General features: G+C 27.6%; 22 protein-coding genes and 1 tRNA gene. 9 read left to right on the top strand and 14 right to left on the bottom strand.

The genetic code is table 11. The features are described 5' to 3' along the window. Positions 1 to 21: 21 nt before the first annotated feature. Positions 22 to 189 (bottom strand): DUF362 domain-containing protein, encoded by a 168-nt coding sequence (locus BMUR_RS00885; RefSeq protein WP_013112710.1) that lies wholly within the window; start codon positions 187 to 189, stop codon positions 22 to 24. Positions 190 to 525: 336 nt separating this feature from the next. On the opposite strand from BMUR_RS00885, the gene BMUR_RS00880 reads away from it, so the two are divergent. Continuing rightward, positions 526 to 1,779: a homoserine dehydrogenase gene (locus tag BMUR_RS00880; protein WP_013112709.1), complete on the top strand. Its 1,254-nt coding sequence runs from the start codon at positions 526 to 528 to the stop codon at positions 1,777 to 1,779. 47 nt (positions 1,780 to 1,826) lie between these two features. On the opposite strand, the gene BMUR_RS14300 is transcribed toward BMUR_RS00880, so the two are convergent. Then, the gene (locus tag BMUR_RS14300; RefSeq protein ID WP_013112708.1) at positions 1,827 to 3,578 is read right to left on the bottom strand and encodes a YihY/virulence factor BrkB family protein; all 1,752 of its coding nucleotides are present in this window, start codon (positions 3,576 to 3,578) and stop codon (positions 1,827 to 1,829) included. 55 nt (positions 3,579 to 3,633) lie between these two features. Here BMUR_RS14300 and BMUR_RS00870 point away from each other — a divergent pair. After that, positions 3,634 to 3,714 (top strand) — tRNA-Leu (locus tag BMUR_RS00870). A 6-nt stretch (positions 3,715 to 3,720) separates the two neighbouring features. Here the strand turns inward: BMUR_RS00870 and BMUR_RS00865 are convergent. Both BMUR_RS00865 and BMUR_RS00860 read right to left on the bottom strand, forming a co-directional pair. Continuing rightward, a complete protein-coding gene (locus BMUR_RS00865) occupies positions 3,721 to 3,993 on the bottom strand; it encodes a hypothetical protein (protein ID WP_013112707.1) in 273 nt (90 codons plus the stop codon). 40 nt (positions 3,994 to 4,033) lie between these two features. Next, positions 4,034 to 4,405 carry a hypothetical protein gene (locus BMUR_RS00860; RefSeq protein WP_013112706.1) on the bottom strand — a complete coding sequence of 124 codons (372 nt, stop codon included), beginning with the start codon at positions 4,403 to 4,405 and terminating at the stop codon, positions 4,034 to 4,036. A gap of 363 nt (positions 4,406 to 4,768) precedes the next feature. On the opposite strand from BMUR_RS00860, the gene BMUR_RS00855 reads away from it, so the two are divergent. The 5 genes from BMUR_RS00855 to BMUR_RS00835 all read left to right on the top strand — a co-directional run bounded on the left by BMUR_RS00855 (position 4,769) and on the right by BMUR_RS00835 (position 10,517). Next, on the top strand, positions 4,769 to 6,331 hold the full coding sequence (locus BMUR_RS00855; protein ID WP_013112705.1) for an AbgT family transporter: 1,563 nt from the start codon (positions 4,769 to 4,771) through the stop codon (positions 6,329 to 6,331). 43 nt (positions 6,332 to 6,374) lie between these two features. Continuing rightward, complete coding sequence (pepT, locus tag BMUR_RS00850) at positions 6,375 to 7,619, top strand: peptidase T (protein WP_013112704.1); 1,245 nt, start codon at positions 6,375 to 6,377, stop codon at positions 7,617 to 7,619. 156 nt (positions 7,620 to 7,775) lie between these two features. Next, entirely contained in the window at positions 7,776 to 8,576 is an 801-nt protein-coding gene (locus tag BMUR_RS00845; RefSeq protein ID WP_013112703.1) for a thymidylate synthase, read from the top strand. Then, complete coding sequence (locus BMUR_RS00840; protein ID WP_013112702.1) at positions 8,573 to 9,070, top strand: dihydrofolate reductase; 498 nt, start codon at positions 8,573 to 8,575, stop codon at positions 9,068 to 9,070. The genes BMUR_RS00845 and BMUR_RS00840 overlap by 4 nt, the downstream gene beginning before the upstream one ends. 376 nt (positions 9,071 to 9,446) lie before the next feature. Further along, entirely contained in the window at positions 9,447 to 10,517 is a 1,071-nt protein-coding gene (locus BMUR_RS00835; RefSeq protein WP_013112701.1) for a tetratricopeptide repeat protein, read from the top strand. Positions 10,518 to 10,568: 51 nt separating this feature from the next. Here the strand turns inward: BMUR_RS00835 and BMUR_RS00830 are convergent, their stop codons facing one another. The 3 genes from BMUR_RS00830 to BMUR_RS00820 form a co-directional block, all read right to left on the bottom strand. After that, complete coding sequence (locus tag BMUR_RS00830) at positions 10,569 to 12,707, bottom strand: methyl-accepting chemotaxis protein (RefSeq protein ID WP_013112700.1); 2,139 nt, start codon at positions 12,705 to 12,707, stop codon at positions 10,569 to 10,571. 146 nt (positions 12,708 to 12,853) lie between these two features. After that, on the bottom strand, positions 12,854 to 13,534 hold the full coding sequence (gene tsaB, locus BMUR_RS00825) for a tRNA (adenosine(37)-N6)-threonylcarbamoyltransferase complex dimerization subunit type 1 TsaB (RefSeq protein ID WP_013112699.1): 681 nt from the start codon (positions 13,532 to 13,534) through the stop codon (positions 12,854 to 12,856). Further along, entirely contained in the window at positions 13,531 to 13,998 is a 468-nt protein-coding gene (locus tag BMUR_RS00820; RefSeq protein ID WP_013112698.1) for a YaaR family protein, read from the bottom strand. The genes tsaB and BMUR_RS00820 overlap by 4 nt, the downstream gene beginning before the upstream one ends. Before the next feature lie 451 nt (positions 13,999 to 14,449). Between BMUR_RS00820 and BMUR_RS00815 the strand changes: the two genes are divergently transcribed. Next, complete coding sequence (locus BMUR_RS00815) at positions 14,450 to 15,145, top strand: YggS family pyridoxal phosphate-dependent enzyme (protein WP_013112697.1); 696 nt, start codon at positions 14,450 to 14,452, stop codon at positions 15,143 to 15,145. A 541-nt stretch (positions 15,146 to 15,686) separates the two neighbouring features. On the opposite strand, the gene BMUR_RS00810 is transcribed toward BMUR_RS00815, so the two are convergent. Further along, positions 15,687 to 16,214: a hypothetical protein gene (locus BMUR_RS00810; protein WP_013112696.1), complete on the bottom strand. Its 528-nt coding sequence runs from the start codon at positions 16,212 to 16,214 to the stop codon at positions 15,687 to 15,689. 945 nt (positions 16,215 to 17,159) lie between these two features. On the opposite strand from BMUR_RS00810, the gene BMUR_RS00805 reads away from it, so the two are divergent. Then, positions 17,160 to 18,194: a LacI family DNA-binding transcriptional regulator gene (locus tag BMUR_RS00805; RefSeq protein ID WP_013112695.1), complete on the top strand. Its 1,035-nt coding sequence runs from the start codon at positions 17,160 to 17,162 to the stop codon at positions 18,192 to 18,194. Positions 18,195 to 18,239: 45 nt separating this feature from the next. Here BMUR_RS00805 and BMUR_RS00800 read toward each other — a convergent pair whose 3' ends face one another. Genes BMUR_RS00800 through BMUR_RS00775 form a run of 6 tightly spaced genes read right to left on the bottom strand, consistent with a single transcriptional unit; the run spans position 18,240 to position 23,970 of the window. Beyond that, positions 18,240 to 18,992 (bottom strand): ABC transporter ATP-binding protein, encoded by a 753-nt coding sequence (locus tag BMUR_RS00800; RefSeq protein WP_013112694.1) that lies wholly within the window; start codon positions 18,990 to 18,992, stop codon positions 18,240 to 18,242. Positions 18,993 to 19,011: 19 nt separating this feature from the next. Beyond that, positions 19,012 to 19,770 (bottom strand): ABC transporter ATP-binding protein, encoded by a 759-nt coding sequence (locus tag BMUR_RS00795; RefSeq protein WP_013112693.1) that lies wholly within the window; start codon positions 19,768 to 19,770, stop codon positions 19,012 to 19,014. A 19-nt stretch (positions 19,771 to 19,789) separates the two neighbouring features. Next, entirely contained in the window at positions 19,790 to 20,584 is a 795-nt protein-coding gene (locus BMUR_RS00790; RefSeq protein WP_013112692.1) for an ABC transporter permease, read from the bottom strand. A gap of 12 nt (positions 20,585 to 20,596) precedes the next feature. After that, positions 20,597 to 21,430 carry an ABC transporter permease gene (locus BMUR_RS00785; protein ID WP_013112691.1) on the bottom strand — a complete coding sequence of 278 codons (834 nt, stop codon included), beginning with the start codon at positions 21,428 to 21,430 and terminating at the stop codon, positions 20,597 to 20,599. Between the two features lie 33 nt (positions 21,431 to 21,463). After that, positions 21,464 to 22,507: an ABC transporter substrate-binding protein gene (locus BMUR_RS00780; RefSeq protein ID WP_013112690.1), complete on the bottom strand. Its 1,044-nt coding sequence runs from the start codon at positions 22,505 to 22,507 to the stop codon at positions 21,464 to 21,466. 41 nt (positions 22,508 to 22,548) lie between these two features. Then, positions 22,549 to 23,970 (bottom strand): sulfatase family protein, encoded by a 1,422-nt coding sequence (locus tag BMUR_RS00775; protein WP_013112689.1) that lies wholly within the window; start codon positions 23,968 to 23,970, stop codon positions 22,549 to 22,551. Positions 23,971 to 24,371 lie beyond the last annotated feature (401 nt).

Genomic DNA, 24,371 nt, shown 5'->3' with positions numbered 1-24,371 from the left:
CCACACTATGCCGTTAAGCTATTAAGCTTGATGAATAGCATTGCTTGGGCAAACTGGCTCGCAAGCACCACAGTCAGTACATTTGTCTGGGTCAATCACGTAGATATCTCCTTCGCTAATAGCATCAAATGCACATTCTGGTTTACAAGAACCGCAAGCTACACAATCGTTATTTATAACACGTGGCATAATTTACCTCCATATAATTAATTAAACTGGATACATTATAACATAAATTAATAACGAAATCAATATCTATAATTCTACTATCAATATATTCTAATATATTTTTGTATCAATCTAACATATGTTTTTACTATTTAACTTTATATTGAATTATTAATATTAACATTGAAAAAATCATAAATTTCCTTGTAAAATTATTCAATAGATGTTATAATATAACTTAATACAGTAATATCATTTTTAGAAATCATAAAAATATAATATTACTAACTTTTGTAATAATTAAGGTTAATTTTATTAAAACAAATTTATATTTAATCAAATTTTAAGGAGTTAAAAATGGACAAAAAAAAAGAATTTAAAGTGGCAGTAGCAGGTTATGGGCATGTAGGTAAGGATACAGTAAAAACTATCATTGAGAATAATTCTATAATGGAAAACAGAACTAGAATAAAATTAACCGTAAAAACCATTTTTAGCAGAAATATTGACAAAGTACAAAATGATAAATTTTTGGATAAAGTAGAAATAAAAACTAAAGATTTGAATGATATATTAAATGATGATGATATTGATATAGTAATAGAGGTTTTAGGCGGTATGGATACTGCTAAAGAACTATTAATGAAAATAAAAAAACCAGTTGTTACAGCAAATAAGGCATTACTTGCCAACTGCTTTGGAGAGCTTATAAAAAACAGAAAAACTGACATAGCATTTGAAGCATCTGTTGCTGGTGCTATACCTATAATAAAAGCTATGAAAGAGAGTTTGGTTTCTGACAGAATGGAGGGAGTTTACGGAATATTGAATGGTACTTGTAATTATATATTAACAAACATGACTAAAAATAATTTAGATTTCAATGTTGTGCTTAAAGATGCTCAGGAAAAGGGGTATGCTGAGGCTGACCCTACATTTGATATTGACGGAATAGATACTGCTCATAAACTTTGTATACTTTCTTCTATTGCTTTTTGCAATGTTATAAGTTTTGATAGGATATTTATTAGAGGAATAAGGAATATTATATTAGATGATATTGTATTTGCATCTGAGCTTGGTTTTACTATTAAGTTGATAGCAGAGGCAGCTTTAGATGAAAATGATAATGCTTATATATACGTAATACCTACACTGCTCAATGATAGTAATATGCTTTCAAAGGTAGATTATGCTTTTAATGCTATAACAGTCGTAGGTGATCGTTCTGGAGACACAGTATTTTATGGTTCAGGTGCAGGCGGAAGACCTACAAGCAGTGCTATAGTTTCTGATGCTGTTACTTTGGCTAGAAACAGTCTTATTACTGATGAACTTAGAGTGCCTATACTTGGTTTTGTTAATGAGAATAAAAATGTCAAACTAAAAGATTTTAAAGATAAAAATGAGACTTTTTATGTGAGATTTACATCAAATAATAATAATTTGCTTGCATTTAATGAGGCTTTTTATGATATTAATATTGAAAAAAGTATTGAAAGAAACGGATATTTTATGTATGTACTTAAAGATGTCAGCATAAACACTATAATTGAAGCTATAGAAAAAGTTGAAAAAATAGAAAATATATTTATAGCTAAAATAAAATAATATATATTTTTAAATTTATTATAACGGCACATATTTATATATGTGCTTTATTTTTTATTTTTATAATAAACTAAATGCAGTAAATTTGTATTATAATCTTTAATTGATATTGCCTTATTTTTATATATCATACTTTTATATTTATCACTAGAGTTTATATTCTTGCTTCTGAATCCTCCATCCATTCTTAAAGAATATAAAATATCTCCTATAGTAATGGATTCAGGCTGAGAGCCTAAAGAGTATGAAATATTTGAGCCATTAACTATTTTTATTACAAACATAGATTTTTCTAAAGCATTGGATATTTCTGTTATTGTATTTGGGGCTGTTCTTAATTCTTTTGCAAGTTCATACATAGTTATAGCTTTTTTCCTATTAATAAACCTGTAAGTTACTATATACATAAATTCTAATGCTATAGCTTCTTTTTCTGCAAATGATAATCTTATATTACTTTTGTCAATTCCGTAAGATCTGAAGTATTGTATAGAGTAGGTGAGCTCAGCACCAAATAATATAATAATCCAAACTATATATAAAAGCAATAATAGTACTGGTATTTGAGCAAAAGAACTTGCTGATGATAATTCTGCTGGGCTGATACTCGTGAGCATATTATTTTCGCTGTTTATGGTAACTACATCATCTATTCTAAAATTATATTTTACAAGCTGTTCTCCTACATTCGGTGAAAAACTTTTAAAATCAAGCATATTCGTTTCTATAGGTTTTTTTTCATAGGTTATTCCGCTTATTCCATTTCCTACATTTTCCATAATAACATAACTTATTCTTTCTATTTTTATGCTAGTAATATTTTCAACATCAATTTTTTGATTTTTTTGCAGTATGTTTTCATTAGTTGCGGCGGTTTCATTGGTTATTATATTTTCATTTAATGTATCATTATAGTAGTAATTATTTTTATTATTTATAGTATTTTCTGTAGCTTCGGTATTAATTTCTTTTACAATGTATTCAATTTTATATCTGTCGCTGTCAAATATTTGTTTATAATTTTTTACATCTATATTAAGTTTAAAATATACGCTGAAAAGTGTTATTATTGCTATAGCTACCAATATAGAAGATATAGCAGCATTAGACCAATTTACTTTTGTCTGCGGAACTAATACATAAGAAAATAATATTAATATAGAAGTTGATATTATAGGAGTAACCCAAGATAAGAGTATTTTTATTAATGCTGGAAGATTATGTAAGTTTATAGAGGTATAAGTTATTAATGTAAATGATATACCAATTAATATGGGAATTAAGAAAAGTAAAGCTATATAATTAGCTACAACTCTAGGTATTGAAGTAGTTATTTTTACACGCCATATTTTTATTAAAGATTTTTGTATGCTATGGAGTATTAATGCTGTACTTACTATAGTTGATATAATACCAATAATGCCGAAACTTGCCAAATTGGTATTATCAGCTATATTTAATATCTGCCTTACCATAGGTTCATAAAAAGGTGCATTTTTTTCCATCCAATCAAATATAACAAGAAATATGTTTTGATATATATTAAAAATTCTCAATATAAATAATCCAACTATCAATGCTGGTATGAATGATAATGTTACCAAATATGTTAAAGCAGCAGCTCTTATGGTGCAGTCATCTTTGAAAAAGTCTGTAATAGCAAATGTGATGACCCTATATGTGTTTACTAAAAACTTTTGTATAGGGTTAAATGTGTTTTGATCTATGAAATATATGTCTTCAACCAGAAATTTTTTCACTTTATTTAAAAATTTGTTAATTTTTTGAATTTTAGTCATATAACACTTCTTGCAAAAAAAAATATATAATGTATAATATACAAATAAAAATTAAGCGAGGGTGGCGGAACTGGCAGACGCACTAGACTTAGGATCTAGCGCCCTAGGCATGAGGGTTCGATTCCCTCCCCTCGCAATTTTTTTACTCATCTTTTTTTTCCTCATTAGTATTATCATCTTTTATTTCTATTGAGTATTTACATTTGCTGCATACTTTTTTATATCCGTTTGAAGTTTTTATTATTCTCATAGAATTTTTACAATTGCAAAACGGACAGTCTTCATGATTTCTAAATATAATCATAGATATTAAATCTACAATTTTACTTATTCCAGAAACAAAAAATAATATCCCAAACATTAAAATAAATATAATGATAATAATTATAAAAAATATAATAACTAATAAGTCCACTTTTCAGAAATTCCATTAATAGTATTTTTATTATTATATGTTAAATGTATGATTTTTTAAAGAAGTCAGAGTATATTTTTATTGTATTTGTATTAATATATTTTATAGGAAAATCTGACCAGTTATCTAGTTCATTATCCCATAATCTATAATAATAATTATCTCCTTCTTTTTTCCATTCATATGTATAAACTTTATTATTATCTGGCGTATTTTTGTCATTATTGCTGTAGACTATTTTATTATTGTTAAAGAATGTATACTTTTCTTTATTTGTTGCATTAATAAATTCCCAAGTGCCGATAAATCTATAATCTACAACTCCTTTTTCTGTACTTATTATTTCTTTTTTATGGCATGAAAATAAAAGTGCTGATAAAATCAACAATGTAAATATATAAAGTTTGTGCATATATACCTCTTTAATATGATATACTCTATAATATCGTAATAAAAATTATAAAATAAAAATATTATGTTTATGCTTTGTATCTTTTATTTTAATTGGTTAAATTATAGTTATTATTTTTTATTTTTATAATATGTATTGATGAATATCTTTTTTATTATATAATATTTAAGTCTGTTTATTTTTAGAAATTATTTTTTTATTTACAGTTTTTTATTCTAAAACTATTTTTTATGTATACGGGCAATTATTTTTTATTGCTTTTTATATGAATTAGTATTAAGAAATAATTTTTATAAAATAAATATTGTAAAATTATTTTTCTAAATGATAACAGAAATATTTTTTATTTAATAGGAGTTTTTTATGCAAAGTGATGGGAAGGCAGTAAAAAAATCTAATAAGTTTGAAAGTTTTTTGAATATTATTGAGGCAGTAGGTAATAAACTTCCAGACATAACTATTTTATTTTTAATAGCATTTTTTATAATGCTGATAGTATCATGGATATTATCTCATTTTACTTTTAATTATTTTCACCCTACAACAGGCGAGCAGATAAAGATTATAAATATGCTTGCACCTTCAGAGCTTACTAAATTTATAACTAAAATGACAGCTAATTTTGTGAGCTTTCCTCCTTTAGGAATTACTGTTGTTGCTACACTAGGTATAGGAGCAGCAGAGGGCAGCGGATTTATTAGAATGATACTTATTAAACTACTAGCAATAATACCCAAAAAAGCAATAGCACCAGCTATAATATTTATATCTGTAGTAAGCCATATAACTTCAGATTCTTCTTATGTTATATTGATGCCTATAGCTTCTGTAATGTTTTTTGCTGTGGGAAGACATCCTTTGGCAGGAATTGCAGCATCATTTGCAGGACTTGCAGGAGGTTTTTCTGCAAGCTATACCCCTTCTACAATAGACCCTATAATGCAGGGATTTACTCAAGGAGCAGCAAGGCTTATAGACCCTACATATACTGTTAATGTTTTATGCAATTATTTTTTAAGCGTATCATCTACGTTTGCGGTTATTTTGGTATGCTGGTTTATTACTGATAAAATAGTAGAGCCTTTCTTATGGAAAACTATGCCTATTGATGAAGGAGTTATGCCGGAAGACACTAGTATTTCTTCAATAACAAAAGAAGAAAACAGGGCTTTTAAAATAGCATTTGCAGTTTTGATATTTATGTTTATCATTTTGATAGTTCTGCTTGTACCTAAGACGTCTTTACTAAGATCTCCAAATGGCAGCTTGACAACTCCAGATGCTCCAGTTATGCAGGCAATAGTACCTATACTTTTCTTATTTTTGGTTATACCCGGATATATATATGGCAAACTCACTAATAAATTTAAAACAACAAAAGATTTTAGTTTGGCTATGGCTGGAAGTGTTAAGAACTTAGCTTCATTTTTAACTTTCTCATTTTTCTGTGCTCAATTCTTATATGTTTTCGGTAACTCTAATGTAGGTACATTAATAGCCATAGCAGGTGCCGAATTTCTCAAATCATTAAATATGGCTCCTCAAATAACTATAGCAGGTATAACTTTGCTTACAGCTATATTGAATTTGTTAATAACTTCAGCTTCATCAAAATGGGCTATATTAGCACCTATATTTGTTCCAATGCTTATGGCTGTAGGTATATCTCCAGAACTTACTCAGGCAGCATTTAGAGTTAGCGATTCGGCTATTAATGTTGTTACTCCGATGTTTGCTTTTTATCCCTTGATAATATCTTATTGTCAGAAATATTGTAAAAAAACAGGTGTAGGAACATTATCTTCTATGATGCTTCCATTTAGTATAGGTTTGCTTGTTGTGCTTATGATAATGCTTTATATATTCTGGGCATTAAATATACCTATAGGTTTTAACAGCGGTTATGTGTATCCGCCAGTTAATTAAAATATTTCAAATTATAAATTTATAAATAAGAGGTAAAATCAATATGTTAAATGATGATATTAAAAAATTTCAAATAGATAGCTTTTTTAAATATGCTTCAATACCAAGTCAGAGTGTTGCAGGAGCGAATACAATTCCAAGTTCAGAAGGTCAGAGGAAACTTGCTAAAGTACTAGCAGAGGATTTAAAGGCTTTGGGATTAAAAGATGTAATTGTAAATGATAACGCTATAGTTACAGCTTTGCTTGAAAAAAATAAAGATAATATACATTCTATAGGTTTTGTTGCTCATCTTGATACCGTGGATGTTGGACTTACAGGAGATGTTCACCCTCAGATACTAAAATTTGAAGGCAATGATTTATGTTTAAATAAAGAAAAAAATATAATGTTTAGGGTTTCAGAACACCCTGAAATAAAAAAATACATTAATGATGATATTATATTTTCTGATGGTACTAGTGTATTAGGTGCTGATAATAAGGCGGCAATAGCTACAGTTATGTCAGCATTAAAATATATAAAAGATAATAACATTGAGCATGGTGATATACATATAGCTTTTGTACCAGATGAAGAAATAGGATTAATTGGTTCTAAGGCATTGGATTTGAATGTGTTTAAGCCTGATTTTGCTTATACTATAGATTCCTGTGAGATAGGGGAGGTTGTATATGAAACATTTAATGCTGGAAGTGCTTCTATAGATATAGAGGGAGTAACTGCTCACCCTATGAGTGCTAAGGGTGTTTTGGTGAATCCTATACTTATAGCCATAGATATAGCTAATGAGTTTGACAGAAAATCTACTCCTGAATGTACCGAGAAAAAAGAAGGCTATATTTGGGTTCAGGGAATAAGCGGAAATCAAAGAAATGCATCATTAAAGCTTAATATAAGAGATCACAGCAAAGAACTTTATGAACAGAAAAAAAACAAAATAAAAGAAGCAGTTGAAAAATATCAGAAATTAGAACCTAGAGCAAAAATATCATTAACTATAGAAGATGTGTACGCTAATATTTCAGATTCTATTAAAGATGATAGACTTCCTATAGATGTTATTTATGAGGCTATGAAAAATCTTAATATAGAACCTAAAACTATATCAATGCGTGGCGGTACAGATGGTTCTGCATTATCAGTTAAGGGGCTTTTAACGCCTAATTATTTTACAGGTGCTCATAATTTCCACTCTATATATGAGTTTTTGCCTATATCTTCATTTCATAAAAGTTTACAAACAACACTTGAAATAATAAGAATAATATCTTCTAAATCAAAATAAACTTAATTTGTATAATTATTATTAAGCAGGAGGTTTTAATTGCTCTTGCTTAATAATAACATGTTATTTTATATATATTGATTAAATCTATTAAACATGTATAATTATTTCCTATTATAAATATAATCAATCAGAACTTATAAACTAGGATTTTGTATGAAAAACTATTTAGAATTATTAAAAAAAGTATTGGAAGAAGGCGAGGAAACTTTAGACAGAACTGGAGTTGGTACAAGAAGAATATTCGCTCCTCAATTAAGATTTAAATTTGAAGGGAATAAAATACCTATTATAACTACAAAAAGAGTATTTATGAAAGGTGTTATTATAGAATTATTATGGTTTTTACAAGGTTCTACTAATATAAAATTTTTACTTGAAAACAATGTGCATATATGGGACGAATGGGCAGATGATATGGGAGAGCTTGGACCTGTATACGGTAAACAGTGGAGAGCTTGGGAAACTAAAGAAGGAAATAAAATAGATCAGATATCAAATATAGTAAATACATTACGAAATAATCCTACAAGCAGAAGAAATATTTTAAATGCTTGGAATGTAGGGGAGATTGATAAAATGCATCTTCCTCCTTGTCATATGATGTGTCAGTTTTCTGTTAATAATAAAGGAGGTATTATAGCACATTTATATCAGCGTTCTGCCGATTTATTTTTGGGTGTTCCTTTTAATATAAGTTCTTATGCTATACTTACAAGGCTTTTGGCTATGCATAGCGGACTTCATGCTTCAGAACTCATCATGACTTTTGGTGATGCTCATATTTATAATAATCATATAGAACAGGTAAAACTTCAGCTTTCAAGAGAGCCTTATGAGAATACTACAGAATTATTTATAGAAAACCGTCCTAATATATTCAGTCATGTTTATGAAGATTTTAGGCTAGAAGGGTATAAATATTACCCAACTATAAAAGGGGAGGTAGCTGTTTGATAGTTTCATTAATTGCTGCGGTCGATTCAAAAAATGGTATAGGTTTGAATGGAGTTATGCCTTGGGGACATATTAAAGAAGATATGCAGTTTTTTAGAAGCACCACTACTGGATATCCTGTTATTATGGGGCGTGTAACTTTTGAGTCTTTAGGGTGTAAACCTCTCCCAAAAAGAAAGAATATTGTTATATCTTCTAGTATAAACAATGAATTTCAATATGATAATCTTTTTTTTGATACTTCATTTGAAAATGCTTTGTCTAAATTATTATTAGAAAAGCATAATCAAATATTTATTATAGGCGGAGAATCCATATACAAAAAAGCATTAGATTATGCTGATATAATATATCTTACTCACATAAACAAAAATTATAACTGCGATAGATTTTTCCCGGAAGTAGATAAAACTTTATTTAATTCAAATAAGCTAAAAAGTTTTATTTATGATAATATTAATATTGATATTATAGAATACAGCAGATTAAAATAGTTGTTATTATATTTAATACTAGTATTAAATATAATTTTGTTTTATATGATTATTTTTATAAACTTAATTATTTTATAGATATGTTTTATAAGTATTCTTAATTTTTATTAAAAATATATTTCAATTATAATTATAAAATAGAAAATTATAACTTTTCAAAATAAATTTTCTATAGCAGATATGTGTACAATATAATAGATAAAAATAAATATAAATCATTAGTAAAATAGTTTTGCAGCAATGTTATTTATAGTAATATTGTTGCAAAAATTATAAATTACTATACAATTTTGAACATATGTAAATTTTTTGTATATAGTACAAAAAATTATTAGTATTTAATAAATCTAGTGATTTTATTTAGGAGTTATTTGTTATGAGTAATCTCGATGATTTACTACAATTAGCAAATGATGCTTTTAATTGCGGCGATTATAAAAATTCTATAGAATATTTTGACAAACTAATTTTTTATTATGGGGATATTGCCGAACTTTACAATAATAGAGGATTATCAAAGAGCGGATTAAGAATGTACGAAGAAGCTATTAGAGATTTTGAAAAAGTGATAAGTATAGACCCAAACTATGTTCATGCTTATAACAATATAGGATTGGTTAATCATAATTTAGGTAATTATAAAGAGGCTATTAAGTATTATAGTAAGGCTTTGGAATTAGATAATAATTGTATTCAGGTTTATAATAATATAGGTTTAGCTAATCATAATTTAGGTAATTATGAAGAAGCTATAAAAAATTATATAAAAGCTATAGAGATATCTCCTAATGTACATACATATAATAACATAGGTTTGGTAAAGAATGACTTGGGACTTTATGAAGATGCAATAAAGGATTTTAATAAAGTCCTTGAATTGGATAAAAATTATTTTAAGGCTTATTATAATATAGGTCTTTCTAAATATAATCTAAAAATGTATGATGAGTCTATAGAATATTTTAATAAGGCTTTGGAGTTGGATAATAATTCTGCTTATACATATAATAATATAGGTATAGTAAAACATGATTTAGGAAAATATAAAGAGGCTTTAGAATATTTTGATAAGGCATTAGAATTGGATAATAATTATTCAAAGTCCTATTATAATAGGGGAGTTTCAAAAGTTAATTTAAAATTATATGATGAGGCTGTAAATGATTTTTATAAGGTTATAGAGTTAGAACCCCAAAATTTTAATGCTTATTTTAGATTAGCTTATGTCAAATTAAAATTAAAGATGTATGAAGAAGCAATAGAATATTATGATAAATACATAGACTGTAATAATGTATCAGATGATGTATATTTTAATAGAGGATTTGCCAAATATAAATTATCAGATTATAAAAACGCAGTAAAAGATTTTGATAAAGTTAATAATAATATTAAGGCTAGCATATTAAAAATGATTTCAAAAATCAGAGCTGTATTAAAAAAATAAAAAAGCGAAAGATTTTTAATCTTTCGCTTTCAATTTTATAAGTATTAAAGATTAAAATGATTCAAACCCATCTGAAGTATCTTTAGAAGTATCAAAAGTATTTCCAAATTCATTATCTTTTACAGTTCTTGAAGAAACTTGAGGTGTTATTTTTTCTTCATGGTGTTTTTTGATAGGGCTTTTTAATTCTGGTTTTTTTGGAGCTTTAGGAGCAGAACTTGATTTTTGTGCGGCAGCAGGCTTATTTTCCTGAACAGCTTTAGAATCAGTAGTAGGGGAAGATTTCTTTCTTTCTACTTTTGTGATATTCTTTTTAACATTGCTTCCTCTTAATTTAAAGAATTCCATAGCAGTTACCAATTCTTCAGCTTGTGAGAATAAAGCCTCAGAAGCAGCTGTAGATTCTTCTACTAAAGCAGCATTTTGCTGAGTAGTCATATCCATTTGAGTAATAGCTATATTAACTTGGTCAACACCTGCCTGTTGTTCCATAGCTGTAGAACTTAAATCCTGCATAATTTTAGCAGTCTCTTCTATTTGAGCTCTTAAGTTTTGGAATATTTCTTTTGATTCTCTAGCAGTTTCTGTAGCAGCAGCAATTTTCTCTTCAGAATCAGCAACCAAGCTAGTAATATCTTTAACAGAAGTTTGAGTAGTTTGAGCTAAGTTTCTAACTTCAGAAGCAACAACTGCAAAACCTCTTCCTTGTTCTCCTGCACGTGCAGCCTCAACTGCAGCATTAAGGGCAAGTATATTAGTTTGGAATGCTATATCTTCAATTATTTTTGTAATAGCACTGATTTTTGAACTGGATTCATACACAGCTTCAATATTTTGAGTACTTTCTTCAATAATTCTTCCAGCTTCTTCAATAGCCTTTTTAGAATTAATCATCATATTGTTACCTTCTAAAGTATGCTCGGCAGAAGATTTTATTGTAGAAGCAATCTCTTCCATAGATGAAGCAGTTTCTTCAAGCCCTGAAGCCTGATTTTCTGTTCTGTTAGATAAATCTATATTTCCTTGTGCTACCTCATTGGCAGATGCTTTTACAGTATAAGCACTGTCATATACTATTCTTACTTTTTCATTTAATTGATCCAATATATTTATCAAAGCAACAGCAATTTCACCAAACTCATCTTTTCTATTTTCAAATCCCGGAGGAGTAGACCAACTAAGATCTCCTTTTGAAAGTATTGTTAAATCTACAGCAAGAAGGTGTAATATGTTAGTTATTCTGCTTATGTAGAATACTATAACTATAGAAGCTATAATAAGTATTGCTATTGTACCTATAATTGCGTATTTTTTCATAGTATTTATATGTGAGAATAGTTCATCAGATTCTATACTCATAACAACAGTCCAGCCTGATACAGGTTCTTTATAAAAAGTAGCTATAGAGTCTTTTCCATTGAAAGGAGATTTAAACTCGTAATATCCAGATTCATTTGCAACAGCATATTGTATATAATCAGCATTTCTTAAAACTTCGCTTCTTACATGTGAAGGGACAGGGTCAGCTATAATCCATCTTTCAGGGTCTACAATAAATGGGTGTCCAGTATTTCCAAATTTTACAAGATTTAATTCTTTATCTATAAATCCTAGCCAATCTATCATTGTTGATATAGCACCAACTACACTTCCGGCAGAGTTTTTTATAGGAGAGAAAATTTTTACTACATATTTTGTGTTGTCAGCAGGTGAAGGATCTACTGTAGAAAGTACTGCAGACTGACCAGACATAACTTTTTGCCATAATGGTGTTCCTCCAAAATTTCTTGTACTTGAAGAATTAACTACCTTTCCATCTAAACTATCAGCTACAACATTACCAGTAGAATCTAACACTACAATACCTTGTATATTACTATTGTTTTCGACAACATTTTTAAGACTTGTTTCAAGAAGAACTCTATTTTCTGCGGTTCTATCTTGAAGAAATGTAATTAATTGTGGATATCCTCTGCTTATTGCTTCAGATGTGTATATTGACTGCTCTAACCATACATTTATCATTCTCGCATACACTTTTGTGGTAGATTCAAAACCAAATATGGCAGAACTTCTAATACCTTGAGAACCTATTCTAATAAGAAGAGTAACCAATATAATTGTCATTACAGTAACAAGCAGCATTACGAAAAAAGGTATTTTCACCTTCAAGGATTGCAATTTTCTCACTTTCAAACTCCAACGATTTTTCGATTATGTTAAAAAATAATATATTAACATTCTTATATAATAACAATATTTTTTATGAAGTCAAGATATATTTTTTACATAGCATATAAATTATCGTGAAAATTATACTTATTTTTTAAAAAAAATTACATTTTTTTGTATTCGGCTTCGCTTTTTCTTACATATAGGGGCAGAAGAGAAAATACATCGTCGAATTTTTTATTTGCTGATAATTTGATAGTGTTTAACGCTTTTATTATATTGTATGAATTATCTAATTTGTTTATATTATAATTTTTTAAGTTTTCTATAAAAAAGTCAGAATTTTTTGAAAATCCGTCTCCGCATAAAGTGATGTTTTTATTTGAAGTTTCAATGGAGTTAATTATGTCTATGAATTGCTGATAGGTTAGGTCGGCATTTTCTGTTATTTTTTCGTTATCATTGTATATATTGGCATAGACACTGCCTTTTCTAGCATCTATCATAGCCGCTTTTATACCTTCTTTTTCTGCAATATTTTCATATAGAGTATCTAGGCTTGAAATACCTATTATAGGTATTTTTTTTGCATAGCATATAGTTTTTATTGTGGCAAATGCTATTCTCAAGGCTGTAAATGAACCCGGACCTATGCCTAATGCTATATATGATATATTATCCAATGTTAAATTGTTATCAGTTAAAAAATTGCGAAGTACTGGGAGCAGCTCTTCATTATGATTTTTTACATTTTCTTTATTGTATTCTATTATAGAACCGTCTTCTTTTTTAATAGCTATAGAAAAGCTAGCGGATACTGTATCGAATGCTAGTATATTACTCATGACATTAAATCTAATACCAAGCCCTTAAGACGCATTACCTTATTTGCTATAGCTATGTGGTTTTTCTGTTCTGTCATAATTAATTTATATAATGAATCAAGTTCTTCATTGATTTTTGAAACAACCTGATATTCGCGTCCTCTTCTCATATATGATGATACTATTCTTATCCTATATGCATCTTTTACTAATTTGTCAGTTAATGATCTTATTAAGTCTCTAAATTTTTGAAAGTCTTTTATATTAGCACTTTTTTCTAGTAGGTTCCCGGCATCGTATATTTGTCTTTTTAATTCGTCTAATTCATAAGAGTATTTTTTTATTTCTTTTTCTTCTTCAAGCATCGTTGCAAATGGAGATGATGATACAGCTACTTTCATAGATGAAGCCATTGAAGCATCTTGAGAAGTCATAAGTATACTGTTTAAATTCATCTCTCTGTTTCTTCTGTCTTGAACTCTCATTTATTTTTTCTCCATAATTTCAAAATTAAATTAATTAAATATATTATGTTAACTTAACATGAAATCAATAAAATATCAATATACTATAAATCGTATTTTTATAATTTTGCTTTACTATTTTATTTATTAGAGCTGTTTCAAAAGTGCTTGACAATCAATTTTATGTGATGCTAAATTATATATTCAATATACAAAATGAGTTCTTAGATACATGCATACTGTGTATGGTGCGGCAATTCACAAGTTGTAAAAAAACTTGGTTTGCCTACACCAAAATGTGTACTTCGTTAGGGACAAAGCCCAGCTACAAAATTTAAAACATTATATATTAAATTATCAAAATAATTTAATATATGTATTGTTATATAGTGTTCTTATAAAATTGTACTTTATTGAAAAAAAAATAAAAAGATTTATAATAAAGCAAGGTTTTATTTGCAGGCGTTTTATTATGAACAGAGATGAAATTTTAAAAAGATATAATTTGATAGAAGATAATATTAACAGAATAAAAGAGAAGTATAATATAAATTATGATGTAAGTTTAGTAGCGGTAAGTAAATATTCTTCTATTGAAACAATAAAAGAGTTTTTGTCATTAAATATAGACTTGCCATTGGGAGAGAGTAAGGCACAGAGTTTGAGAGATAGGGTAGGGGAGATAGGTAAAATAAAAGATAATGTAAAATGGCACTTTATAGGACGCATACAAAGCAATAAAGTAAAATATATAGTAAAATACGCAGATTTGATACAGAGTGTAGATTCTATAGAGATAGCCGAATGTATAAATAAAGAGGCATTAAAAAATAATAAGGTACAGGATATACTTCTTCAGTTTAATATAAGTGATGAAGTTCAGAAGGGCGGATTTACAGCAGATGACTATATAGGTGTATATGAGAATATTATGAAAATGCCTAATATATCAGTAAAAGGATTAATGGCTATAGGAAAAGATACAGAAGATAGTTATGTTATAGAGGAAGAATTCGAGCATCTTAACCTAATATATAAGGAAATAAATAAAAAATATAATAATACTTTATCAATTCTTTCAATGGGTATGTCATCTGACTATGAACTAGCTATAAAACATGGTTCAAATATGGTTAGAATAGGCAGCAGCTTTTTAGGAAATTCCTGAATATTTTTATAATGTAATTAGAGGTTTTAAATAATGGTAAAAAATCAAAAAGAATGGCAGGAAGTTAGGCTAGGGGATATAGTAAAATATTTTAATAATAAAATTTTATGAAGTCTTGTTGCAAACTATTATATATCTACAGAAATTTATTACCAAATATCGGTGGTAAAATAAATGCTAGTTCAATATTAAATACAGATAAATTGAATTCATATAAAAGTCATATTGATATTTAGGATAATATTTTTAAAAGATATGCTTAAAGAAATGATAAACTAATTTTATTTATAATTGTTTGTACTATATTTTAAGTTTATATTATCTGCACAGCAAGATTATTTTTGATGCCATTCATATAAATACTCAATATTTATATATTAATATGATTTTTTACTATAAATATTTATTATCATCTGATATCAGAGAATATATTTTTTATTATTTTCATAACAGCATATAATTATTCCAGTAAAATTTGTACAATATAATACTCCCTAAACTTATTAGATTGGAAATTAGGTTTAAATAATTAAAAGCAATATTACTGAAAACGTCTTGGTCTGTCTATTGTTATTAAATAGTTCCAAACATAGTAAAATATAGTATCTTTTGTAGTAAAGTTTTCTACAGCCTCATCCTTTTTTAGTTTTATCATAGCATTAGAAAAAGCCTCATCTTTTTCTAATGCTTCTATTTTTGATGATAATTCATCTGTATGTGCCTTTACTTTAGACATAAGTTCTACAGGAAGATTTCTCTCATAGTCTTTGCTCGTTAAAGTTTCGAGTGCGTATTCTATCTTGTCTGGTGTTATTCTTGATGATATTTCTTGTTCTCTTTGTACTTCTGTATTTAATGTATTTTCAGTCCATGCATTAAACTCATTAATCCATTCTTTGTACATATTACCGTATTTATCAGATTCTAATGTATAGTCGCTCCTTATATCAGTTGGAAGTATATTCAAGAAATTTTTATATCTTTTCTCCATAGCGTATATAGATCCGCCGTCATTTTTACATGATATAATTATTAAACTTAATATTAAAAAAAGTGTTATTTTTTTCATTAGTGCATATCCGTAATTTTATTTTTCTTTATTAATGACAGATTATACTATAATATATAAAAAAGTTCAATTGTTAACGAAAATTGCTTGTTATATACTTTTTAATTTTTTTATTTATTATAAAAACATAATAACTTTAAGGATTAAAAAATGGAAAATCGATGATAACTATATTCTTTATTATTGGGTTTATTATCAATATCATAATAAAGTCTATAAAAAAATAACATGCATAAGTTAACATAATATACATTATCGGAATATAAATTTTAACTTTTTTTATCATTTATTTAATACAAATATTAATTAATAATTTTACTATATATCATTTATAATAATTTTTCTGCAGTATTAGAAGGTAAATCATAGTTTGAATTTTATGCTGGATAAATACAAATTGAGATTATGTAATCATATCATCTTATGTATTATAAAGAAATATTAGCCAATATATACTCAAACAACACAGTTTGTCAAAAAGCAATTTTTTATATATTATATCATGGCTTAGTCTTGAACTCAAGTTATTTTATGTATCTATGAAGTAAATATCTTTAGATTGTATTTGTATAATAAATTTGTTGTGAGAAAGAACTGCGTTTTATATTTTAAATATGTAATTTTATGCTATACAATTAGAATTTTCTAAAGTATTTTTAAACACTATATTATCATTTATTTTAATGTAAGATAATAACGAATATATACTGCCTTTTTTTTCTTTACTACATCACTAGGTATGTTAAAAAATAAATATATTCCCCTAGCCTACTTTTATCAAGTTATATTTTGCTATGATTTTTATTAAGCGTGGTATTCAATTTTTTATTATTTTTTTAATATTATATTTTTGTATATAATTAAAAATTATAATAAAAATATTTGACATAAAAAAATAAAATCATTATATTATGTTTATAAAACTAAATAAAACAGGATTTTAACATGGCCACTATAAGAGAAATAGCCAAACTTGCAGGAGTTTCAATAGGAACTGTAGATAGGGCTTTAAATAATAGAGGACGTATTGATCCTGAAGTTGAACAAAAAATACTTGATATTGCTAAATCATTAAACTACAAGCCAGATAAAATAGCTAAATCTCTTGCCATAAGAAAAAAGAAATTCAAAATAGCTGCTGTACTCAATACTTATAATAATGTGTTTTTTGAAGATGTTATAAAAGGCATAGAGATTGCAGGAAAAGAAATAGAAGAGTTTGGAATGTCTATTATTATAAAACGCTGTAAAGATTTTGATGCAGATAATCAGTTAGAACTTATAGATGATGCTGTAAAAGAAGGTGCTAATGCTATGGCAATAGTTGCTATAAATGATAATAGAGTTATAAAAAAAATATCAGAGCTTCATCATAATAATTTTCCTATAGTGCTTTTAAACTCTTTTGTAAATAGTAATGATTGTATAGCATATGTTGGATGTAATTATGATTTGGCAGGAGAGATAGCAGCTTCTCTTTTAAATATTATATCTAATGGGAGTCCTATTAATTTACTTGTATTTTCTAACAATTTTAATAAAATGCTAGGTAATAAAAAACGTGTTGATAGTTTGTCGTACAGACTCAAAACAGACTATCAAAATGTTAGGCTTCAATCTGTAATAGAAATGGAAAAAGACAATAATCTTAATTTTAATAAAAGTAAAGATTGTTTATTAAAATATAGTAATACAGATGTTGTTATATGTCCGGGGGCTGAAACTAGTAAATATGTTATAAATGCTATTAAAGAATTAGGACTTTATAATAAAATAAAAATTATTACTTATGATTTTTCAGAGGTTGTACAAGATGGACTTTTGGACAGAGGTATTATAGCTTCAATAACACAAAACCCTAAAGAACAAGGTTACAGAGCAATAAAAGTTTTATTTGAATATTTACTCACAAAAACTATACCAGATAAAAGATATACATATATAGAAACACAGGTGATATTCAGAGAAAATTTATTATAGTAATTATATTAATTATTTATTTTTAGTTATGTATTAATAAATATTTTACCACCACTTTATAAGTTCAGTTATCTCTTCTCTGTATTCAACAAATTTAGGGTCAGCAATATTTCTTGGATGCTGCAAATCTATATGTATTTCTTTTTTTATGGATGTAGGCTTATTAGTCAATACCAAAACTCTTTCTCCCAAATAAACTGCTTCCTCAATATTATGAGTAATGAATATTATTGTAGTTCCTAAAGTTTTCCATATATTTAAAAGCTCATCTTCTAATTTAAACCTTAAAGATACATCTAATTGTCCATAAGGCTCATCCATTAAAAGAAGTTCTGGTTCTACAGCAAATGCCCTAGCTATAACAACTCTTTGAAGCATACTAGCAGATAGTTCGCTTGGATAAAAATTTCTAAACTTTTCAAGCCCTACCATTTTTATAACCTTATCAGCCCTTTCATTTATTATATCCTGAGGCAGTTTTTTTATTTTTAATCCGAATTTAATATTTTCTTCTACTTTGAGCCAAGGCATAGTAGAATATTCCTGAAATATATATGCTATATCATGTTTTTTCAAATCTACATGTTCACCATCTATTCGTATAGCTCCATAAGTTGGTTTATATAGTTTAGTAAGGCTGTTTAAGAATGTAGTTTTACCGCATCCTGTAGGACCTACTATGCATAAAAACTCACCTTTCATAACATCAAATGATATATCATTTAAAACCAATAAATCGCCGAATTTTTTTGTAAGTCTTGAAACTTTTACTTTAACTTCTCTAGTATCATTTGTCATAAGTATATCCTTTTTAATGTTATAAAGTTATATCCATATTGTCATTTATTTCATTTCTAATTTTTAAGAAATTAGGGTCTGTTAATTTTCTAGGTCTAGGCAAATCTATAATATATTCTTTTTTTACAACTGTAGGACAATTTGTAAGAAGTATTATTCTATCACCTAAATATACAGCCTCTTCAATATTATTAGTAACAAATACAACAGTTCTTTTTTCTTTCTGCCAAATTTTTTCAATTTCTTCTTCCATCATATACCTTGTTTGGGCATCCAAATGTCCGAAAGGCTCATCAAGAAGCATTACAACAGGTTCATTGCAGTAAGCTCTAGCTATACCCACTCTCTGCCTCATACCTCCTGATAACTGATTAGGGTAACTATTTTCAAATCCGTTAAGACCTACTAAATCTATATAATATTTGGCTTTTTCTCTTCTTTCTTTTTTTGGTATGCCTCTTGCTCTAGGACCGAACTCTACATTTTCCATAACAGTTAAAAATGGAAATAAAGCTGTAGTCTGATATACAACTCCTCTTTCAGGGTGCGGTGCTGTTACCTTTTTGCCATTAACTACTATGTCAGAGTCTTCAGATGTTTCTAATCCTGCTATTAAATTTATTAATGTAGTTTTTCCACATTGACCTGGTCCGAATAATACTACAAATTCATTTTCTTTAACTTCAAGATTAATATCTTTTATAACCTCTTTATATCCATGTTCGCTGAAAAATACTTTATTTACATGATTCATTTTTATAATAGTTTTATTTTCCATAACACAACCTAAATTAATTTTATATTCCTGTAGAATTCCAAATAGTTAATCTTTTCTCTATATATCTCATTAAAGAAGATAATAATAAACCAACTATACCTATAGTTATCATACCAGCCAAAACCTGAGGAATATTTGCTGTATCAGACCCTCTTATTATAACCCAGCCTACACCAGCAAATGAACTCACCATTTCAGCAGCTAATACACCCATCCAGCTTACTGAAAATCCTACCTGCATACCATTAAATATTTGAGGTACTGAAGCTGGAAGTATAACATGCAAAAATATATCTCTATCATTTGAGCCAAGCATTTTAGCTGCACCTATTAGAGTAGGATTAACCTGAGAACTTCCTGCATAAGCGTTTAAAGTAACATTAACAAAAGTACCAATAAATATTATAAATATTTTTGGAACCTCCCCTATTCCGAACCAAAGTATAGCCATAGGTATCCAAGCTATAGGAGGTATTTGTCTGAATACTTCAAAAAATGGTCTCACTACAGCTCTTACATATTTATTTACTCCCATAGATATACCAAGTATAATTCCTGTTACAGCACCTATTGCAAATCCTGCTAATACTCTGAATATACTTATTAGTACATGCCCTAATATGGTTTGCTGTCCTATATTATGATTTATACTCCATAGTAGAAATTTAAATACTTCTAACGGTTTAGGTGTTGTTATTTTTATAGGGGTATAAGTTGTTAATAATTGCCATACAATTAAAAATCCTGCTATGGATATGATTGCCCAAATAGGTTTCTCAAAATCAGATAATTTAATTCTTTTTTTATCTTTCATAAATGCCCCTTATCATCTCTTAACAAATTTTTTCTCTAAATATCCTAATCCCACTGATAGAATAGCACCTACTGCACCTATTGTGAGCATACCAACTATTATTAAATCAGCCCTAGCTAATTGCCTATTTAACTGTATCATAAATCCCAAACCTCTGCTTGCTGCAAGCATTTCAGCAGCACATAAAGAAGTCCAAGAAGCCCCCAATGATACTCTAAGTCCTGTAAATATATAAGGTAAAGCTGTAGGTATTGCAACTTCTTTAAGCATTTGCCCTCTTGAAGCTCCAAAAGTCTGAGCAACCCATAAATGTACCTGTGTAGTAGCTTTTATTCCGCTGTATGTGTTAATAACACAAGGTACAAATGCTGACATAAATACTATTGCTGATTTTGCTCCTAATCCTATACCGAACCATAATATCATCATAGGTATCCATGCTATAGTAGGTATTGGTCTTATAAGGTCGAATAATGGAGTTGCTACTAAATTGAATTTTTTAAACCAAGCCATACATATTCCAAGCGGTATTCCTATGGCAGCACCTAAAAAATAACCAGTTAATGCTACTTGCAAAGAAGCTAATATATGTTGGAATAATGTACCATTATCTGGTGCTTTGTTTGTAAGTTTATAAATAAAAGATTTAAAAACTGTATAAGGACTTGGAAGAGAATATGAAGGAAATAATTTAAATACATCTGTTATTAACTGCCATATTATAAGAAATATTACAACAGATATTACAGATATAATAAAAAATTTATTTCTCTCTCTTTTTTTATTGGCTATGACGATTTTTTCTTTTTCTTTAAGTGAGGAATTAATTATTATATTCTCTTCCATAATATAAAGTCCTTTACAATTATATAATTATTATTAATTCAATGCTTTATTTAATAATTCAGTATCTACATTTTTATCAACAATAGGCAATTTATCTTCTGTAATAAGTGATTGGCTTGCAAAGAAGTCAGCTGTTATTCTTACAGAATCACCTGTTTTTATATTTTTAATTTCTTCTGTAGTAACAAAAGGACGAGTAGATACTTCAGACTGACATGCCTCTATAGTAGAGCTTGAGCCGTTTTTTGTATACCAATTTAATAATTCTTCTGCTGCCATATTAGTATCTGCCTGCAAAGCATCGCATGCTTCTAAGAATGCTTTAATATATAAAACTATAGTATCTTTTTTATTATTATATGCTTCATCTGAAACTATTATTGAGTCAAACTGAGGTATATTTAATGTAGTTAAACTTGAAACTATTTTCATTCCGTCAGCTTCAGCAGAGAAAGAAGTAGGAGGATTTAAAGCTGCTGCATCTATTTTTTTTGCTTTTAATGCCTGATATGCCTGAGGGAATTCCATATGAACTATATTAACTGTATTAGGATCAACATTTATAGCTCTTAACCAATGTATAACATTTAAATGTGATATTGTTCCAGTAGGTACAGCTATAGTTTTTCCTTTTAATGTAGCAGCATCTCCATAAACTTCTGGAAAGTCTTTATTAACACCTTTTACAGTTAAAATGTCAGAGTCAGGATTAACTAATACTTCTATTCCGCCTTCAGAGTGACCTATATCAGCAACAACATGAGCATTATAATTAGCTAAAGAATAAACAGAAGCAGCACTCAAAGTACCAACTTCCCATAAACCAGCACCTAATGCTTCATTCATAGGACCGCCTGATGGGAAATATACAGTTTCTATTGTAAAACCATATTTTTGATCCAATTTGTTATTTATCATATACTCAATAGGTACAGAGTTTAAAAACGGCATTACAGCTACTTTTAATGTTTTGGCATCTCCAGAAGATGCTCCGCCTTTATTAGCACATGAGGCTAATATGAACAAACTTGTAACTGCAATTAATAGCGTAATAATAAGTTTTAATGTTTTTTTCATTTTATTATCTCCTTTTTTATAATATATATTTTAAATGAAAATTACCAACTAGCATATCTCTCATTTAATGGATCACTGCATTCTATCATTTTATGGCACATTTCAAGAAGTAATTTATTTTTTATATCATTATATTCACTACTAAAAAATAAATTATTAGTTTCATTGCTGTCTTTTTCTAAATCATATAATTCACCGTATTCTTCATTCAAAAATATAGAAAGTTTGTATTTTTTAGTTCTGTAGGTTTTTATAAATATTCCTCTGTCATGAGCATCATAAGTAACAATAGCACCTTTTTTGTATGTTTTTTCTTTATCTTTTCCTGTAAGTATATCTTTTATGCTATGACCTTGTATACCATACGGTACTTCTTTTCCTATTAATTCTAATACAGTTGGTACTATATCTATATTTTCTATTATCTCATCACTTTTATTTTTTATAATATCTTTTCCATAAAATAGCAAAGGAGTTTTTATGAGGCAGTCATACATGAATGGTCCTTTTCTTAATAATCCGTAATCTCCTAAATATTCTCCATGATCACTTGTAAATATTATTATTGTATTATCCCATTCATTTTTTTCTTTTAATTTATCTATAATACGTCCTATTTGTGCATCTATAAAACTAATCATACCATAATATAGTTTTTTTATCTCTTCAATTTCTTTTTCTGAATAGTTATGTTCTTCACCTCCCCCCGGCCAATATCCCCTATCTCCTTGTTTAGTTAGATATTCTGGTCTTTTAGTATCTAATTTTGATTTGCTGTTAAGTTCTTTAGGTTTAATATCTTTATAAATATCATAATACTTTTTTATAGGGTCAAATGGGTGATGAGGGTCTACAAAACTAACCCACATAAATAACGGTTTATCAAAATCAAAATTATCCATTTCATCTATTGCTTTTTGAGCTGTCCAATAAGTTTGATGTAATTCTTCTTTTATAGGGTTAATACCATCATGTCCTTTACCAGTTTCCAAATTGCATCCATGACTATTTGCAAAATCTAAATATTCGCCTTGTTTATCATCCTCTGTTATATGTGTAATATCAAATCCGAAATATGTTTTGTCTTTTTCTCTTACTCTGTCTCTTTTAGGAACATATTCGAATTCCCAGTTAAGGTTTTTGAGCTGCGGTCTGAAATGCATTTTTCCTGAAGCTATATTGAAATAACCTTCTTCCTTTAAATGATCTGCTAGTGTTATTTCATCTTCGTTTAATTCTGTACCTATATTCCAAGCACCTGTATTCATAGGATATCTTCCAGTAAATATTGATGCTCTTGATGGCGTACATACAGGACTCGAACAAAAAGAATTAGTGAATACACTTCCATTTTCTGCTAATTCATTTAATACTGGAGTTTTTACTTCTTCATTAATATATCCTATAGAATCAGCCCTCATTTGGTCTGCTGTTATTAATATAATATTAGGTTTTTTATTCATTTTTAATCTCTTTTATTATTGCGTGTACTGTAACATATGTATTTATAGTATAGTAAATAAATCTGTAATTGTCAATTTTTTTATTAAATATTTTTGAGTTTATTTTAATATTAGGAATATAATAATTTTATAATATATATTAAATTTTAGCGTATTAAAACTGCATAATTTTTTTTGTTTCATAAACTTAACTAGATTATAAATACACTATTTTAATTTATATTATTATGTTAGGTGTACCAATCATAAATAGTATATCTCTTTCAAAAGTAATTAATATTATATATAAAATTCATGATTTATAGATATATTATAATTACAGTATATAAATATTCATTCATTTTAAAGAAAAAAGAAATTTTGTTATGCTGTTTACTTATGAGTAAAATTATAAAATAAAA

Source organism: Brachyspira murdochii DSM 12563, assembly GCF_000092845.1.
Taxonomy (GTDB): domain Bacteria; phylum Spirochaetota; class Brachyspiria; order Brachyspirales; family Brachyspiraceae; genus Brachyspira; species Brachyspira murdochii.
Note: the sequence above shows the minus strand (reverse complement) of the source record. Positions and strands in the feature narration are given on the sequence as shown.